Source organism: Streptomyces sp. NPDC043996 (assembly GCF_056435225.1).
Window position 1 is genome coordinate 118,407 of record NZ_JBWKEY010000019.1, and the last position, 16,988, is coordinate 135,394.

10 protein-coding genes are annotated in these 16,988 nt (G+C 71.3%); 6 read left to right on the forward strand and 4 right to left on the reverse strand.

Annotation, left to right across the window (positions count from 1 at the left end):
* Positions 1 to 215: 215 nt before the first annotated feature.
* A complete protein-coding gene (locus AC07A4_RS37310; RefSeq protein ID WP_478607895.1) occupies positions 216 to 1,160 on the forward strand; it encodes an ABC transporter ATP-binding protein in 945 nt (314 codons plus the stop codon).
* On the forward strand, positions 1,157 to 1,963 hold the full coding sequence (locus AC07A4_RS37315) for an ABC transporter permease (protein ID WP_478607898.1): 807 nt from the start codon (positions 1,157 to 1,159) through the stop codon (positions 1,961 to 1,963). The genes AC07A4_RS37310 and AC07A4_RS37315 overlap by 4 nt, the downstream gene beginning before the upstream one ends.
* A gap of 102 nt (positions 1,964 to 2,065) precedes the next feature.
* Here AC07A4_RS37315 and AC07A4_RS37320 read toward each other — a convergent pair whose 3' ends face one another.
* The gene (locus tag AC07A4_RS37320) at positions 2,066 to 3,694 is read right to left on the reverse strand and encodes a flavin monoamine oxidase family protein (RefSeq protein WP_478607901.1); all 1,629 of its coding nucleotides are present in this window, start codon (positions 3,692 to 3,694) and stop codon (positions 2,066 to 2,068) included.
* A gap of 585 nt (positions 3,695 to 4,279) precedes the next feature.
* Here AC07A4_RS37320 and AC07A4_RS37325 point away from each other — a divergent pair.
* The gene (locus tag AC07A4_RS37325; RefSeq protein ID WP_478607904.1) at positions 4,280 to 5,032 is read left to right on the forward strand and encodes a P-loop NTPase family protein; all 753 of its coding nucleotides are present in this window, start codon (positions 4,280 to 4,282) and stop codon (positions 5,030 to 5,032) included.
* A 109-nt stretch (positions 5,033 to 5,141) separates the two neighbouring features.
* On the opposite strand, the gene AC07A4_RS37330 is transcribed toward AC07A4_RS37325, so the two are convergent.
* The gene (locus AC07A4_RS37330; RefSeq protein WP_478607906.1) at positions 5,142 to 7,961 is read right to left on the reverse strand and encodes a helix-turn-helix transcriptional regulator; all 2,820 of its coding nucleotides are present in this window, start codon (positions 7,959 to 7,961) and stop codon (positions 5,142 to 5,144) included.
* Between the two features lie 1,558 nt (positions 7,962 to 9,519).
* Here AC07A4_RS37330 and AC07A4_RS37335 point away from each other — a divergent pair.
* The gene (locus tag AC07A4_RS37335; protein WP_478607908.1) at positions 9,520 to 10,734 is read left to right on the forward strand and encodes a glycosyltransferase; all 1,215 of its coding nucleotides are present in this window, start codon (positions 9,520 to 9,522) and stop codon (positions 10,732 to 10,734) included.
* Complete coding sequence (locus AC07A4_RS37340) at positions 10,731 to 11,501, forward strand: 4'-phosphopantetheinyl transferase family protein (protein ID WP_478607910.1); 771 nt, start codon at positions 10,731 to 10,733, stop codon at positions 11,499 to 11,501. Before AC07A4_RS37335 ends, AC07A4_RS37340 begins: the two co-directional genes overlap by 4 nt.
* A gap of 261 nt (positions 11,502 to 11,762) precedes the next feature.
* Here the strand turns inward: AC07A4_RS37340 and AC07A4_RS37345 are convergent, their stop codons facing one another.
* Entirely contained in the window at positions 11,763 to 12,332 is a 570-nt protein-coding gene (locus AC07A4_RS37345; RefSeq protein WP_478607912.1) for a TetR/AcrR family transcriptional regulator, read from the reverse strand.
* Between the two features lie 302 nt (positions 12,333 to 12,634).
* Positions 12,635 to 14,515, reverse strand: coding sequence for an ABC transporter ATP-binding protein (locus tag AC07A4_RS37350; protein ID WP_478607915.1), 1,881 nt, complete (start codon positions 14,513 to 14,515; stop codon positions 12,635 to 12,637).
* Positions 14,516 to 14,736: 221 nt separating this feature from the next.
* On the opposite strand from AC07A4_RS37350, the gene AC07A4_RS37355 reads away from it, so the two are divergent.
* Complete coding sequence (locus AC07A4_RS37355; protein WP_478607918.1) at positions 14,737 to 16,971, forward strand: glycoside hydrolase family 3 N-terminal domain-containing protein; 2,235 nt, start codon at positions 14,737 to 14,739, stop codon at positions 16,969 to 16,971.
* The last annotated feature ends 17 nt before the right edge of the window (positions 16,972 to 16,988 follow it).

Here is a 16,988-nt window from a genome sequence, read left to right on the forward strand (position 1 = left end):
CGGGGCGAACTCAGGGAACGCGCACCAGAGTTACCGGAAGCGTTTCCTATAAATGTGCCCACAATACGGTCGCAGAGTAACAGCGACTTCTTTGGAGCCCCACCCCTAATAAACCCCTACTAGCCTTGTGCGTCCGCCAGATACAGGGGTGTTCCCGGTGCTCTTTCGACCATAGGGTCGGCGCCGTGGAATACGCTGTCCGGGTTGAGAATCTGGTGAAACAGTACGCGTCCAACGCACGCCGCGTGGTCGACGGCCTGAGCTTCGACGTGCATCGGGGCGAGGTGTTCGGACTGCTCGGCCCCAATGGCGCGGGCAAAAGCACGACGGTGGGCATGATGACCACCCGCGTGCGTCCCACCTCGGGCAGCGTCGTGATCGACGGCGTGGACGTGGTGCGGCGGCCGAGAGAGGCGAAGCGGGTGCTCGCGGTGGTGCCGCAGCGCAACAACCTCGACCGCTCGCTGTCCGTGCGGCAGAACCTCCTCTTCCACGCCACCTACCACGGCATCCCCCGCGCCGACCGGCGCCGCCGGGCCGATGAGCTCCTGGAGCAGATGGGCCTGGCCGACTACCGCAAGTCCAAGGTCGACGACATGTCCGGCGGGCAGGTGCAGCGGGTGATGATCGCCCGTGCGCTGATCCACCGGCCGAGCGTGCTGTTCCTGGACGAGCCCGCGACCGGACTCGACCCGCAGGCCCGGCTCTTCGTGCACGAGCGGGTCGCCGAACTCACCGAGAGCGGCGTGACGGTGGTCGTCACCACCCACGACATGGACGAGGCCACCAAGCTGTGCGACCGCGTCGGCATCGTCGACCGCGGCACGCTGCTCGCCCTGGACACCCCGACGGGCCTCGGCAAGCTGCTGCCCGCGCACTCGACGCTCGCCCTGTCCGTGGAGTCCCCGCAAGGGGCCCTGCCGGTGGTGAAGCTCCTTTCCGACCTGCCGGGCGTACGACAGGTCGACGAGGTCGACGCGCAGACACCGCCCGCGGACTCCTGCCATCTGCGCGTCTACACCGACACCGACCCCGTGGAGGCGCTCCAGCCGGCGCTCGCGGCGCTCTCCGCCCAGGACTACCGGGTCACGGACGTCGGCGTCGGAAAGGTGTCCCTGGAAGACGTCTTCCTCCACCTCACCGGAAAGAATCTGCGATGACCGCCACGATCACCGAGCGCCCGGCACCCCTTGCCACGGGGCAGTTGCGGACCTTCGGCGCCATCATGTGGCGCGATGTCTTCGTCGCCCTGCGGCAGTTCCCGACCTTCATCGGGCAGGCCATCATCCAGCCGTTCTTCACGCTGTTCGTGTTCGGCGTGCTGCTGAGCGACGCGGGCTATGTCGACGGCGACTACAGCGCCGTCCTGCTGCCCGGCGTGCTCGCCCTGAACGGATTCCTCGGCGGCATGCAGAACACGGCACTGCCGCTCGTCGTCGACTTCTCGTACACGCGTGAGATCGAGGACCGCCTTCTTTCGCCCATCTCGCTGCGCCTGGTGGCCGTGGAGAAGATTCTCTTCGGCGCCCTGTACGGCTTTGTGGCGTCGCTGATGATGACTCCGGTCGGCATGGTGCTCCTGGACCTGTCCTGGCCCCTCAGCAAGACCGTGCCCGCCCTCGGGATCGCCGCGCTCGGCGCGCTTGCGGGGGCGTCGATCGGCCTGTGCCTGGGCACGTCCGTCAGCAGCGACAAGGTGGACGTGATGTTCACGCTGGTCCTGATGCCGCTGCTGTTCACGGGCTCGACGCAGTTCCCGCTCGTGGCCCTGGACGAGGTGCGCTGGTTCCAGGTGATCTGCGGCGCCAACCCGCTGTCGTACGCCAGTGAGGGCATGCGGGCCGTGACGTCGCCCGACGTGGAGCACGTGCCGCTGCCGATCACGCTCATCGTGCTCGTCGGGGCGATCACGCTGTTCGCCCTGGTGGGCATCCGCGGCTTCCTGCGGCGCGCGCAGTCGTGACCTGAGGCCGTACACATCACCTGAGGCCATACACATCATGGGGAAGGGCCCCGGAGCGAATGCTCCGGGGCCCTTCCCCATGATGTGTGCTGCCGTTCGCGCTCAGTCCTCGGGCAGGTCGATCGGCGCGAGCGAGGAGAACAGGTCGCCGGGGCCCGGGTTCAACGGCTGGGTGGCGCCCCCGAGGTGGCGCTGGACGCCCCACAGGGCGTTGAGCCCGGTCGTCACGGCGCCCTCCGCGAAGCCCGCGGTCCAGGAGACGTCGTCGCCCGCGAGGAAGAGCCCCTGCTGGCGGGGCGCGAGACCGTCCTGCATGAAGTGCGTGAACAGCCGCCGCTGGTAGCGGTAGTGGCCCGGCAGGTTCGCCTTGAAGGCGCCCTGGAAGAGGGGCTCGCTCTCCCAGGTCACCGTGCGCGGGGGCGCGATGACGCGGGAGCGGATGTCGACACCGGGATAGATCTCCGCGAGGGCGTCGAGGACCCCCTCCAGGCGCTCCTCGGCGCTCAGCGGGGCCATCTTCAGGGAGTCGTCGTTCCAGGTGTACGACAGGCACATCACGCCGGGGCGGTCCGGTCCGTCGTCGAAGAGGTAGACGCCCCGGGGCATGCGGTCGGTGAGGGTCGTACTCATCACCTCGCGGCCCGTCAGCGGGTCGCGCTCGCGCCAGAAGGGGCGGTCGACGAGGACGAACAGCTTGGACGAGCCCATGTAGTGGCTGCGCTCCACCGCCGTCCACACGGGCGTGGGCAGCAGCGCCGGATCGCAGCGCACGTTGGTGACCAGCGTGCGCTTGTGCGGCGTGAACACGACGGCCGCGTAGGTGGCCGACGAGCCGTCCCGCTCGTGCACCGTGATGCCGCGCGCGGTGCGCTCCAGGCGGGCCACGCCACCCCGGGGACCGCCCCGGTGCAGCGACTCCAGGGAGGTGCCCCGGGGCCAGTGGACGAGCTCGTCGGGGGCGTGGGACCACAGCCCCAGGGGCAGCTGCTGGGAGCCGCCCACCACGAGCTGGTGGTCGTCCTCGGCGCCGGTGTAGACGACGCGCAGGATCTCCAGGATCGAGTTGGGGAAATCGGTGTCCCAGCCGCCCGCGCCAAAGCCGACCTGCCCGAATATCTCCCGGTACTTGAAGGACTGGAAGGCGGGTGACTGCGCGATGAAACCGTAGAACGACTGGTCGTCCAGGGCGCGCACCAGCGGGTTCCAGATGGCCTTGATGGCGGCGGTGTCGCGGCGGCGGATCGCGTCGTCCATCGCGAACAGCTCGGCGTGCTCCTGGAGGGCCTTGTTCCAGGCCATGCCGACTTCCTGATAGATGTCGGGCAGTTCCTCGGGGCTGCGCGCGTAGTGCCGGTCGCCGCCCAGGGCGACGACGGTGCTGCCGCTCGCGGACGTCAGGGGGTTGGGGAACGGGCGCGTCTGGACCCCGACCAGGTCCATGTAGTGCCGCAGCGCGGTCGCCGACGCGGGGAAGCGCATGGCGCCGAGCTCGGCCACCGCGTCCGGGCGTCTTTCGAAGGCGGGCGAGCGCATGCGGCCGCCCATGTGCCCGGCCTCGTGGACCACCGGGCGCAGCCCGAGCCGCATGAGCTCGTACGCGGTGACGAGGCCCGAAATCCCGGCCCCGATGACCGCGACGGGAGTGCCGAACTCCGCGTCCGGAATTTCTCCGAGGCCGTGCGGACTCGACAGCCATTCGTCGTAGGCGAAGGGAAAGTCCGGGCCCAGCATCGTTAGGGAATCAGCTGTCCCGAGACGTGAACTACCGTTGAGGGCAACCAACGGATACTCCTCTGACCGTGGTGGAGGCCGGCCCGGCGGTACGTTCCAGACGGCCGCGGTGAGCCGGGCTGCGGCAGCAGGAGGAAGGTCCGCGATCAGCACGGCCCGCACCCCGCCCCACGGGGGCCGGTCGGTCGGGCCCGCGAATCGCCTCCGATACACGGCACGTCTGACGGTGCCCTTGATTATGAAGGCGAAGGCAGGGGTGGCGGAAACCCCTCAACGTCCCCTTACGCCTCCTAGATGCAGGGGCCCGTGTACCGCACACCCGGGCGCTGGCCTGCCTGTTCACGATCCGTCACGCCACGGTCGCGTTCACGATCGCATCCAGAGATCACACAGCCGGCCGCGGGTTCTCCTGGGCAGGAAATGCCGGGCCGTACACAATGGGTACTTTAGTAGCGCGACTTCGATCCTGAAGGCTGTACGAAAGTCAGGAGAAGCCTTGAAATGCTCTATGGTGACCGCACCACGCGCCCGGAGCAGTTACTACGTCCCCGAACTGTTCATCATTCACTGTGAGGAGGAGGCTTCATGCAACCAGGGTCGGACGGCCGAAGGTTCGCGGTGCATGATCACCGCCCGAACGGCACGCCCGGCGGAGGCCGGCGGGAGCCAGTAGCCCTGGAGGTACGGCACACGACGGCCGAGGGAGCCCGGCAGAGCGACGGTCGTGCGGGGGACCACGACTGCGTGCTGCGGATCGAGCGACACGCGTGTGTCGCCGCCGTGTCGGACGACGACTCCGCGGACAGGTTCCTGGCCCGGCTGCTCCTCGAGGGCAGACCGGGCCGTTCCGTCTGTGTCTACGGCCACGACACGGATGCCGAACACGCCGCCGTGGAACGGCTCGTCGGAGTCGTGCCGCCGGGCATGCCGCTGCCGGAGGAGGCCTCCGTGCACGACGCGCTGGTGACGGCCGCCGAGGACAGGGGCCTGGCCCCGGATACGGCGGCCGAGCGCGCGACGGACTTAACCGACGCCCTTGACCTCAGGACCGTCGAGCACACGCCGGTGGCCGAACTCACCCCCGGCCAGCGCTCGCGCACCGCCCTCGGGTGCGCGCTGCCGCACGTGCCGGGGCTGCTCCTGCTGAGCCTGCCGCTCGACGACGTGGACAGCGTGTCGGAGAAGATCCTCTCCCGCGCCCTGAGCCGGTACACGGCGTCGACCGGGTCCGTGCTGTTCTCCACCCGTTCCCAGGACGTGGCACACCGCGTCGCGGACCGTCAGTTCACGGTCCGCGACGGTGAGGTGTCCTGCGGCTGCCGGACGGGCGACGACTGACCCGGACGCGTTTCATCGTCCCGCGCCGATCCGGCGTCGGCTCCGGCCGACACCGCTCGCCGGTCGTCGCGGCACCGTGCACAACGTTGTCAACGAGCCCGCGGCCGGGTCAGCACGCCGTATCGGCGAGCAGGTCGTGCGGCAGGTCCTTTCTTCGAGAGACGTTCAACTTCCGGTAGACCCTGGTCAGATGCTGCTCGACGGTACTGACCGTGATGAACAGCTTCCGCGCTATCTCGCGGTTGCTGTGGCCGAAGGAGGCCAGGGACGCCACGCGCCGCTCCGCGTCGGTCAGTTCCTCCGAGGGGCAGCCGTCGGCCGCCCGTGCCGGACGGTCGCCCGCGCCCGCCTCGCCGTCGCCGTACGGCAGGAGCTGTTCGCACAGCGTCTCCGCCTGGACGTCCCGTGCGATGCGCCAGGCCCGCCGCGCCATCATGCGTGCCTGCCCCAGTTCACCGAGGGCGTGGTGCGAGCGGCTCAGCGCCCCCAGGACCCGCACCAGTTCGATGCGGTCCTCGCACTTCTCCAGTTCCTCGATCGCCTCGTGCAGCGCGTGGTGGTGCCGCCGCAGTCCGGCCACCTCGGCGAGGACCCGCAGGGTCTGGGCGCGGGTGCGGGACTGGCCGGGACCGCACTTGGCCAGCTGCTCCCTGACGAGCCGGTCGGCCTCGGCCTCGCCGCCGGTGCGCAGGTGCATCTCCGCGGCCGCCGACCGCCACGGCACGAGCGCGGGCTGGTCGACGCCCCAGCGCGTCATCAGCTCCCCGCAGGTGAGGAACGCCTCCAGGGCCGGCCGCACCCGCCCCATGGCCGCGTAGAGCTCGCCCTTGGCGTGGGTCAGCTCAAGGCCGTAGCGGGTCTCCGCGATGCCGTCCGGGACGTGGTGGTCCAGGTACGTCATAGCCTGCTCGTACTGGCCCATCGCGGTGTGCGCGGAGATCAGCGTGGCCAGGACGGAGCCGATGCCGACGCCCCAGCCCTGCGGGGACAGCCACGCGAGCGCGGTGCCCGCGTAGCGGACGGCGTCCGGCGCGTTCCCCTGCCGCAGCGCGATCTTGGCCTTGAGCGCCGTGAGGGGCGCCTGCCAGCCGGGACCGCCGAGGCGGGTGGCCTCGCGCAGGAGCGCGTCGCACCAGTGGGCGGCGCGGCCGAGCCGGTCGCTGTAGATCAGTACGGACAGCGAGGAGGTGAGCGCCTCCAGGGTGGCGTCGCTCAGCCGGGTGCTCTGCAAGACGGTCTCGGCCTGGTCGGCGGCGTGCTGGTCGGTGCCGCGGGTCAGGACCGTGTTCAGCGCGGTGCCGACGCGGCCGCGCGGGTCGGCCGCGCGCGCCGCCGCCGTGTCCGAAGGCCCCTGAGGAGCGGGCCAGTTCTCGGCGCCGACGCGCTCGCGCAGGGCCGGGTAGGTGGTGCGCACCGCGCCGGTCGCGAGGTACGTGGAGACCGCCGCGCTCTGGTCGTACGCCGCCTGCCCCTTGCGGGCGACCTCGGCGGCCTCCTCGAACCGGCCCTGCCACAGCAGGCCGGAGAGGAGCACGGGCACCGTCTGCTCCGCGAGCCAGCCCTCGTCGAAGGCGGTCCGCAGCGCGCGCAGGTGGGGCCCGATGGTGGACGGGCGCACGCGCCAGGCCAGGCGGGTGAGCTCGGCCAGGATCTCGCTGCGCCGGGGGCCTCGCGGGCAGGCCTGGTCGGCCAGGTGGAGGCAGGCGATGGCGAGGGAGACGTCCTCGTCGCGCCGGGCGCGCGTGGCCGTCTCCCACAGCACGTCGAGGGCCTCGCCGTCCATGACCTCGCCACCGGCGACGATGTGCCGGGCGACGACGGGCGGTTCGGCCCCGGTGCGGCGCAGCAGGTCCGCGGCGCGCCGGTGCAGCGCGAGCTGCTCCTCGCGGGGCAGGTCGTCGAGGACGGCGGTCCGCGCCACCGGATGGCGGAAGGACCCCTCGTCGGTGAGACCGGCCGCCTCCAGCGCGCGCAGGCCGAGCGCGACGGTCTCGTGGTCGAGTTCGAGCAGCCCGGCGAGCGCCGCCTGGCTGGCGGCTTCGTCCAGGATCGCCAGGCCTCTGGCGACGGCGAGGACGACGTCGTCGCCGCGGTGCAGACAGCTGAGCAGGGACTGCCGGTAGGCGTCGCCCACGGGCAGGTTCTTGGCGGCGGGCAGGGGGGTTTCGGTTTCGGGCTCGTGGGCGAGCAGGTCGTGGATCAGGGCCCGGACCAGGAGGGGGTTGCCGCCGCTGGCCCGCTGGACGTCGGGGGCGAGGCGGTGGGCGGTGGTGTCGTCGACGTCCTCGCGAAGCAGCTCGGCCGTGGCCCGCTCGCCGAGGGTGGTGAGCCGCAGCTGGGTCAGGCGCGGATGGCGCAGCAGTTCGGCGCTGAACAGGGGCCGCTCCGCGTGCGGTCCGGTGCGCAGGCCGAGGACGAACACCACGGGCTTGGCCCGCAGTTCCCGCATCGCGTACTGCAGGCACTGCAGGGAGGGGATGTCGGCGTACTGGACGTCGTCGACGAGCACGACCAGCGGCCGTCCTCGCGCGAGGGTGGTCAGGGCGGCGGTCAGGGACCGCATGACGTGGGCGCGGACGTGCTCCTCGCGTTCGCTGTCGGGGTCGCGCAGCATGGCCGTGAACCTGGCGTCGTCGAGCAGTCGCCCCACACGGGCGGCCGTCTCGTCCCCTCCTTCCTCCAACTGGTCAAGGTGGAGCAGGAGTTGCCCGAAGGCCGCCATGGGCGTCCGGCGCTCCGCTCGTAAACCCGTCGCGGTCAGGACCGCGAGTCCCCGGGCCTGAGCCCGCTCGGCGACGGAGTTCATCAACTCACTCTTACCGGTCGCTACCGGACCTCTTATCACCACAACACGGGAAGGCCTCTCCCCGCTCTTCGTCAGAACATCCTCCAGAAGAGCCCATTCATCGACTCGCTCGACCAGGCTCATAGTGCGGTTTCCTCCCCGTAAGAAATTATCGCAAACTGCACTGGGCGCCTTATTCCCATTTCGCACTCATCAAGTAGCCACCGGAGCCTGGAGCAGGATAGCAGGGCATATTCCAGATATCTCTGCCGGACCTCTTCGGGGGCTCATGCAACAACACAACTATGACTGAAAGTTGACGACGAGGTAGCCCCGAAAGAAGTGAGCCCACCCCCCAAATCCACGGTGACTCGCAACGTTCAGCCCTCCCCGCTCGGGCCATCGGTGTGATATAGGACGTGGCGGCAACCCGGTCCGATACGGAGGTCTTAACTCCATTTGTGAGAATGGAGAACGCTCAACTGGCCATGCCGCCGCGACACGGTGATCATCAAGCCACACTGTCCGGAAACATGCCTGCCTAGAGTGCATGTCAAGGGCGCGTCAGCGCCCAACCGGTACCCCGGTCCCCCCTCCCCCGCGGCGCCCCGAACCCGCCTGGTTGCCCGGAAGTACACGCTCGAACGCCGTCTCGGGCAGCCCATCGGGCACTCTTCCCGCAGCCCGCGGGGGCCGTCCGCTCCCGCTCACCCCGTGGTCGACGTTAAGGATGCGTTAGGCGAATGTGTCGCCGGGGAAGCCCGCATTGGGGTCTCCCTGAGGGAAACCGGAGACAATCCAACGGCAATCCGAGAGCAAAATTCCTTAAGAAAGTCCCAGTAGTTCGCGCGGCCTCGCCCTCCGCCCTCACGGAGTCGCCGCCCGACACACACCCGCGCGGCCGCGGGCGCCGCCCGCCGGATGCAAGCTGCGTCACATTGTTACGCCATGGTTTCAGGCCACCTTCCACTTTGGCAGAGCGAACGTCCGCGCACCTTGCGGCGCGTGTGCGCGAACTCCTCGGGGCGCCGTCCCCATGGGTTCTTTGAGGTTCCTATGAGGTTCCTAGGTGCAGTAGCCACGCTGTTCCCGCCCGCATGGCCAACAGACTTTGCAAGCGTTACCAAATGGCGAACTTTTGATGCGGTCCACGAACACAGTTCCCCCGCGCGCCGCCCGCATATCGGAGCCGACTCCCTGCCAAAAGGACGCGGTGCCGTGCGGACCCCGCGCCTGAGGCGGCCGCCCGCCAGCGGAGCCCTAGGGGACGGATAGGGGTGGAGGCACGCACAGGCCGCGGATAGCCTCCGGCGGGAGGAATCACCGGTACAGCAGCGGCGTCATCGCTCGTCGGCGACCACGCCCTCTCCGAGCCGGATGGTCGCGGCACAGCGGCAGGGCGGCACGGCGGGGCGTCACCCGTGACCCTCCCGGAACGCGGCCCGGCTCCCCGAACGACGGCCACTTCCCCGCCCGGCCGCCGACGTTCCCGTGCACCAGCAGACAGGATCACCGCCCGCCGGCGCCTGCCGGCCAGGGCACGCCGATGTGACGCGCACGCGCGCAGACCGTAGAGGACGACGATGGTGAGAATGCACACCGCGGGCTCCGGCACCTCGATGCCGCGACGCGATCCGGCAGCGGGCGGCGACGCGCGGCCGGACCTGGCGCCGGGCGCGGGCCGGCACGGGAGCGTGCCCCGATGACCGGGCCGGGACCCGACGCCGAGGGAGCCGAAGAGCCCGGCCGCACCGCCCCGGACGGCGCGCGGACCACGGTCACCGTGATCATCCCGACCTTCAACGAGGCCGAGAACATCGAGGAGTTGCTGGCGCGGCTCGCGGCCGGCCTGCCCGCGCACCTCGACTGCGAGGCCCTGTTCGTCGACGACAGCACCGACGACACCCCGGCCGCGATCGAACGCGCCGCCCTCACCTGCCCGTTCCCCGTGAACGTCATCCACCGCGAGGTCGCGACGGGCGGTCTGAGCGGGGCCGTGGTGGAGGGCATGAAGGCCGCCGCGTCGGAGTGGATGGTCGTCATGGACGCCGATCTCCAGCACCCGCCGTCCCTCATGCCCGAGCTGATCGAGACGGGGCGCCGCACGGAGGCCGACCTCGTCGTCGCCAGCCGGTACGCGGGCGGCGGCAGCCACGCCGGGCTCTCCGGGCGCTACCGCGTCGCGGTGTCCCGCGCCTCCACGCTGGTCACCAAAGGCCTGTTCCCGACGGCGCTGCGCGGCATCAGCGACCCGATGAGCGGCTTCTTCGCGATCCGCCGCAGCGTCGTGCACGCGCAGGCCGACATCCTCAAGCCGCTCGGCTACAAGATCCTCCTCGAGCTGGCCATCCGCTGCCGCCCGCGCACGGTCGCCGAGGTGCCGTTCTCCTTCCAGGAGCGGTACGCGGGCGAGTCGAAGTCGACCGTGCGCGAGGGCCTGCGCTTCCTGAACCACCTGGTGTCCCTGCGCACCGCGACGCCGGTGGCGCGCATCGTCGCGTTCGGCGTCATCGGCCTGTCCGGCTTCGTGCCGAACCTCCTCGGCCTGTCCGCGCTCACGTCCGCGGGCCTGCACTACCTCCCCGCCGAGATCGTGGCCAACCAGTTCGGCGTGCTGTGGAACTTCGTCCTCATCGACCTGCTGCTCTTCCGCGGCAGACGGGAGCACCGCCACTGGGCCGACCGCCTCGGCCGGTTCGCGCTGCTCGCCAACGCCGACCTGGTGCTGCGCATCCCCCTGATCGCCCTGCTCGTCGACGGCGTGGGCATGTCGGTCATGCCCGCCACCGCGCTCGCCCTCCTGACGACGTTCGTCGTCCGCTTCGTGGCCACCGAGCTGCTGGTCTATCTGCCCCGGCGCGGCAAGGCGGAGGACACCGGCACCGCGGTGGAGCGCGAGAAGGAAGGCACACCGTGAACGTCGGTACGCGTCACGACGGTACGCACGCCATCGGTGCGCGGCACGACGGTTCGCTCCCCGCGGGGCCGCACTCCGGTGCGGCCCCGCGGGGCCCGCTGGCGCGGATCCTCCCCGAGGACGTCGTCTGCCACGCGTACGCGGGCGACCCGGACGGCGTCGTCCTGCACCCCGACGAGGAGGCGATGGTCGCGCGGTCCGTGGAGAGCCGCCGCCGCGAGTTCGCCACCGGCCGCTACTGCGCCCACCGCGCCCTGGAGGAGCTCGGGCACCCCACCGACGCCCTGCTCGCCGACCCCAGGGGCGGCCCGCTCTGGCCCTCCGGTGTCGTCGGCAGCATCACGCACTGCGACGGCTACCGGGCGGCCGTGGTCGCACGGAGCGCGAGCGTCCGGTCGGTGGGCATCGACGCCACGCCGAACGACCCGCTGCCGGAGGGGGTGCTCGAAGCCATCGGCCTGCCCGCCGAGCGGCGGCGCGTCGGGGAGCACCTGGGGCGGTGGCCCGCGGTGCGCTGGGACCGCGTCCTGTTCAGCGCCAAGGAGAGCATCTACAAGACCTGGTATCCGCTCACCCGCCGCCCCCTCGGATTCGAGGAGGCCGACGTCACGATCCACCGGTCCGCGGACCCCGGCACCGGCTCGTTCACGGCGAGGATCCTGCCGCCCGTGGGCGCGCTCGGCTTCCCGCAGGAGCTCGAGGGGCGCTGGCTGGCGCTGCACGGCCTGGTCCTCACGGCGATCGCGCTGCGGCCGGGGGCGAACTGACCGCTAGAGCGACACCAGGGGCGAAGGAGAACAAGGCACGGCACGAGCGCCGTTCCGGACCGGGGGGAGCACCGGTCCGGAACGGCGCTTTCCGTCACGGGGGACGTTGACGGGAAGCGCCGTTCCGGTTCCGGCAGGCCGGAAGGGCCCCGCAGCACGCAGATGGAGCGTGTAGCCCTTCCGTGCTCCACCGTAGGGCGGCGACGCGGCGCCCGCGTACCCCTACCCCGCCCCGCCGAACCCGTATCCGCGCCCTGTCCGTCAGGGCAGCAGGCGCTGTGAGAGGTCCTCGATGAGCTTGTCGACGGAGAACGGCGCGAGCAGGTCCGGCACCGTCAGGTCGTCCACGATCAGGCCGAGCATGGCGAGGTAGAGCAGGACCACGCTGGTGCGGTCGCCCGGCAGGCCCGCGGTCAGGTGGAAGTCGATGTTCGCCTCCAGCTGCTCGGTCATGAAGCGGCTCAGCTCGGCGTGGAGTTCGGGGCGGCGGGTGGCTTCCAGGCGCATCTCGAGGAGCGCGAGGTGGCTGCTGCGGTCGGCGCGCATGCGCTCGAGGAGCTGCTTGAGGAGCGTGACGACCAGCTCCCTGGACGGCGCCTCGCGCATGGTGTCGGCGAGCTCGGCCTCCTTGGGCGTGAGCCGCTCCTGGACCCGGCGCATGACCTGGGCCAGGAGGTCGGCGCGGTTGCTGAAGTAGTTGCTGGCGGTGCCCTTGGGGACGGCCGCCTCCGTGTCGAGCGCGCGCAGCGTCAGGCCGCGCGACCCTTCGCGGGCGAGCACCTCGATGGCGGCGTCGAGGAGGGCGGTGCGGCGGGCGGGGTTCTGCCTCATGACGGTCTCGGGGGTCCTCTCGGTCTAACCACTTCATTCAGAGTACACCGCTTGACGTACCCTCAGAGGAGTCCTGATGCGAGCCCCCTCCCACTCCGCCCGCGTCGGAGGGGCACCCACGCCCACCTGACAAGGCCGCGAGTAACGGGCGGGCGGGTGGGAGACATCCCGCCGCGAAGCGGCGGGCACATGCGCGACAAGCCGCACCCGACAACCGGCCGGACGGCAGCCGGTCGAGCTGCTGGACAGCCGCCCACCCGCCCCGGGTCCAGGGCGAGCGGGCGGCGGAGGGGGCGGCGGCGCTACGCGGCGGGCACGGCGTCCGGCGTGGCGAACTGCGTGCGGTACAGCTCCGCGTAGCGCCCGCTCTCGGCGAGCAGCGTCTCGTGCGTACCGCGCTCCACGATCCGCCCGTCCTCGACCACCAGGATCAGATCGGCGGACCGCACGGTCGACAGGCGGTGGGCGATGACCACGGCGGTGCGCCCGGCGAGCGCCTCGCCGAGGGCCTCCTGGACGGCCGCCTCGGAGGTGTTGTCCAGGTGCGCGGTCGCCTCGTCGAGGATGACGACCCGCTGGCGGGCGAGGAGCAGCCGCGCGATGGTCATCCGCTGGCGCTCGCCGCCCGAGAGCCGGTAGCCGCGCTCGCCGACGACGGTGTCGAGGCCGTCGGGCAAGGACGCGACGAGCTCGGCGAGGCGGGCCCTGCGCAGCACGTCCCACAGCTCGTCCTCGCTCGCGCCGGGCCGGGCGAGCAGCAGGTTCGCGCGGACGGACTCGTGGAACAGGTGGCCGTCCTGGGTGACCATGCCGATGGTGTCGCGCAGGGAGTCGGCGGACAGGTCGCGGACGTCCACGCCCCCGACGCGGACGCTGCCCTCGTCGGTGTCGTACAGGCGCGGCAGGAGCTGCGCGACCGTCGACTTGCCCGCACCGGAGGAGCCGACGAGCGCGACGGTCTGGCCGGGCTCGGCCCGGAAGGACAGGCCGTGCAGGACCTCAGCGCCGCCGCGCCCGTCAAGCGCGGCGACCTCCTCCAGGGAGGCGAGGGAGACCTTGTCGGCGGCGGGGTAGCCGAAGCGGACGTCCTCGAACTCGACGGCGACGGGGCCCTCGGGCACGTCCCGTGCGTCCGGCTTCTCGTCGATCAGCGGCTTCAGGTCGAGCACTTCGAAGACCCGCTCGAAGCTGACGAGTGCGCTCATCACCTCCACGCGGGCGCCCGCGAGCGCGGTCAGCGGCGCGTACAGGCGGGTCAGGAGCAGCGCGAGGGAGACGACGGCGCCCGCTTCCAGGGTGCCTTCGAGGGCGAAGTAGCCGCCGAGGCCGTAGACGAGGGCGAGCGCGAGGGCCGACACGAGGGTGAGGGCGGTGATGAACGCCGACTGGGCCATGGCCGTGCGCACTCCGATGTCCCGCACCCGGCGGGCCCGGGCCGCGAACTCGGCGGACTCGTCGGCGGGCCGCCCGAAGAGCTTGATGAGGGTGGCGCCGGGCGCCGAGAAGCGCTCCGTCATCCGGGTGCCCATGGCGGCGTTGTGGTGCGCGGCCTCGCGCTGGAGCCGTGCCATCCGGGTGCCCATGCGCCGCGCGGGCAGCACGAACACCGGCAGGAGCACCAGGGCGAGCAGGGTGATCTGCCAGGAGAGCGCGAGCATCACGCCGAGCGTGAGGAGCAGCGTGACGAGGTTGGAGACCACACCCGAAAGAGTGTTGCTGAAGGCGCGTTGGGCGCCGATCACGTCGTTGTTGAGGCGGCTGACGAGCGCTCCGGTGCGGGTGCGCGTGAAGAACGCGACGGGCATGCGCTGTACGTGGTCGAAGACGGCGGTGCGCAGGTCGAGGATCAGGCCTTCGCCGAGGGTCGCCGACAGCCAGCGGCTGAGGATGCCGAAGCCCGCCTCGGCCACCGCGATGACGGCGATGAGCAGGGCGTACCGCACGACGAGCGAGGACTCGGCGCCGGAGACGACGGCCTCCACCACGCGCCCGGCGAGGATCGGGGTCGCCACGGCGAGCATCGCGGTGACGACGCTCAGGACGACGAACTGCGTGATGCGGCGGCGGTGCGGGCGGGCGAAGACGGCGATGCGCCGCAGGGTCGCGCGGGCGAAGGGGCGGCGTTCCTGCTGGGCGTTCATGACGCTGTACATCTGCGTCCACGCGGTGGTTTCCATGCTCATGGAGAGAACCGTAAGACCTCAAGTAATGTTGAGGTCAAGCGCGGAGCCGAAGCACTCGACTGCCTCTGTCGCCTCTCTTGACCCTCCTGTACCCGCCACGTACTTTCGCTTCAATTCTTGTGGCCACTCCCTCGATTGCCCCCACTTTGACGTGAGAAGGCGAACACATGCGAGAGCTGCGAAGGCGCACTGTGCTGTCAGGGCTGTCCGGATTGCCAGCGATGGGTGGCGCGGCCGTCGCGGGCACCGCCCTCACCTCCCCCGTCGCCGAGGCCGCGCCCCGGCACGGCCGCCGGGGCCAGGAGGTCGAGAAGCTGCTCGACCGTATGACTGTCGAAGAGAAGCTGGGGCAGCTCCAGCAGCTCGCGTGGGCCTGGGACACTGGTCCCGGCGGCGGCGCGACCAAGGACGTGGAGGACGCGGCGCGCGCGGGCCGCCTCGGGTCCGTGCTCTCGGTCTTCGGGGCGAAGACCACCAACGCCCTGCAGCGCATCGCGGTCGAGGAGTCCCGGCTCGGGATTCCGCTGCTGTTCGGCCTGGACGTGATCCACGGTTTGTGGACCACGTTCCCGATCCCGCTGGCGCAGGCCGCGAGCTTCGACCCGCGGGTCACGCGGTCCGACGCGGAGGTCTCCGCGAAGGAGGCCCGCTCCCAGGGCGTGCACTGGACCTTCTCGCCGATGATGGACGTCACGCGCGAGCCGCGCTGGGGCCGGATCGCCGAGAGCTGCGGCGAGGACCCGTATCTGACGGCCGAGTTCGCGGCCGCGAAGGTCAAGGGCTACCAGGGCCGGGACGTCCGGGCCAAGGACCGCGTCGCCGCCTGCGCCAAGCACTTCGTGGCGTACGGCGGGGCCGAGGGCGGCCGCGACTACAACACCGTGGACGTGTCCGAGTCCCGGCTGCGCGAGCTGTACCTGCCGCCGTTCAAGGCGGCCCTGGACGCGGGCGTCGCCACCGTCATGGCGTCGTTCAACACGATCAGCGGCGTCCCCGCGCACGGCAACACCCACACCCTCACCGACATCCTCAAGAAGGAGTGGGGCTTCGACGGCTTCGTCGTCAGCGACTGGACGGGCGTCGCCGAGCTGATCGCGCACGGCTTCGCCGAGGACGGCGCGGCGGCGGCCGGTCTTGCCCTGACCGCGGGCGTCGACATGGAGATGGTCAGCACCCATCTGCGCGAGAACGGCAAGCGGCTGCTGCGCGAGGGGACGATCGACGAACGGCGCCTGGACGACGCGGTGGCGCGGATCCTGCGCCTGAAGTTCGCGCTCGGCCTGTTCGACGATCCGTACGTCGACGAGGGCGCCGCCATCGAGGGGCCGACGCGCGCCGCGCGCGCGGCGGCCCGCACGGCCGCGGCCCGCTCCATGGTGCTCCTGAAGAACGCCAAGGGCGCGCTGCCGCTGCGGAAGTCCGTCGCGTCCCTCGCCGTCGTCGGCCCGTTCGGCGACTCCGACGACCTGCTCGGCACCTGGGTGGTCCCGGCCGCGGCGAAGAAGTACCCGTCGGTGAAGGTCCTGGACGCGATCCGGCGGGTGGCGCCGGGCGCGAAGGTGACGTACGCGCGCGGCGTCAGCGCCGAGGGCCCCGCGGACGGCGGTGGCGGGGGCATCGCGGAGGCGGTCGCCGCCGCGCGGGCCGCCGACGTGACGGTCGTCGTCGTGGGCGAGCCCCCGGCGCTGAGCGGGGAGGCGGCGGCGCGCAGCGACATCGGGCTGCCCGGCGCGCAGGAGAAGCTGATCGAGGCGATCGCGGGGACGGGCAAGCCGTTCGTGGTGGTCCTCGTCAACGGCCGCCCCCTGACGCTCGGCGCCTGGCTGGAGCGGACGCCCGCCGTCCTGGAGGCCTGGCACCCGGGCGTGGAGGCGGGCAACGCCATCGCCGACGTGCTGTTTGGCGAAGTCAACCCGGGCGGCAAGCTGCCCGCGTCGTTCCCGCGGTCGGTCGGCCAGATCCCCGTCCACTACAACCACGAGTCGACGGGCCGCCCGTACGCCGCGGACAACAAGTACACCTCCAAGTACCTGGACCTGCCGCCGGGCCCGCGGTTCGCCTTCGGCCACGGCCTGAGCTACACGGACTTCGAGATCGGCGCGCCCCGCCTCGCCCGCACCAGCGTCGCGGCCCGCGCGCTGCGCGCGGGCGACACCGTCGAGGTGTCGGTGTCCGTCACCAACACCGGGGCGCGCGCGGGCGACGAGGTGGTGCAGCTGTACGTCCACGACATCGCGGCGAGCATCACCCAGCCGGTGCGCAGGCTGCGCGGCTTCCGGCGGGTGACGCTCGCCGCGGGCGCCTCGCGGACCGTCCGCTTCCGGCTCGGCGCGCGGGACCTCGGCTTCTGGACCAACGATCCCAGCGGTGAGTTCCTCCTTGAGGAGGGCGCGTTCGACCTCTACGTGGGCGCCAGCTCCACCACCGAGAACAAACGGCGGCTCACGGTGACGTGAGCCGCCGCCCGCGCGCC

What these genes read in the sequence shown, in the direction of transcription:
- AC07A4_RS37345 (WP_478607912.1), bottom strand. Translation starts at nt 12,332, where the DNA reads ATGAGGCAGAACCCCGCCCGCCGCACCGCCCTCCTCGACGCCGCCATC.
- AC07A4_RS37355 (WP_478607918.1), top strand. Translation starts at nt 14,737, where the DNA reads ATGGGTGGCGCGGCCGTCGCGGGCACCGCCCTCACCTCCCCCGTCGCC.
- AC07A4_RS37315 (WP_478607898.1), top strand. Translation starts at nt 1,157, where the DNA reads ATGACCGCCACGATCACCGAGCGCCCGGCACCCCTTGCCACGGGGCAG.
- AC07A4_RS37335 (WP_478607908.1), top strand. Translation starts at nt 9,520, where the DNA reads ATGACCGGGCCGGGACCCGACGCCGAGGGAGCCGAAGAGCCCGGCCGC.
- AC07A4_RS37350 (WP_478607915.1), bottom strand. Translation starts at nt 14,515, where the DNA reads ATGAGCATGGAAACCACCGCGTGGACGCAGATGTACAGCGTCATGAAC.
- AC07A4_RS37330 (WP_478607906.1), bottom strand. Translation starts at nt 7,961, where the DNA reads ATGAGCCTGGTCGAGCGAGTCGATGAATGGGCTCTTCTGGAGGATGTT.
- AC07A4_RS37320 (WP_478607901.1), bottom strand. Translation starts at nt 3,694, where the DNA reads ATGCTGGGCCCGGACTTTCCCTTCGCCTACGACGAATGGCTGTCGAGT.
- AC07A4_RS37325 (WP_478607904.1), top strand. Translation starts at nt 4,280, where the DNA reads ATGCAACCAGGGTCGGACGGCCGAAGGTTCGCGGTGCATGATCACCGC.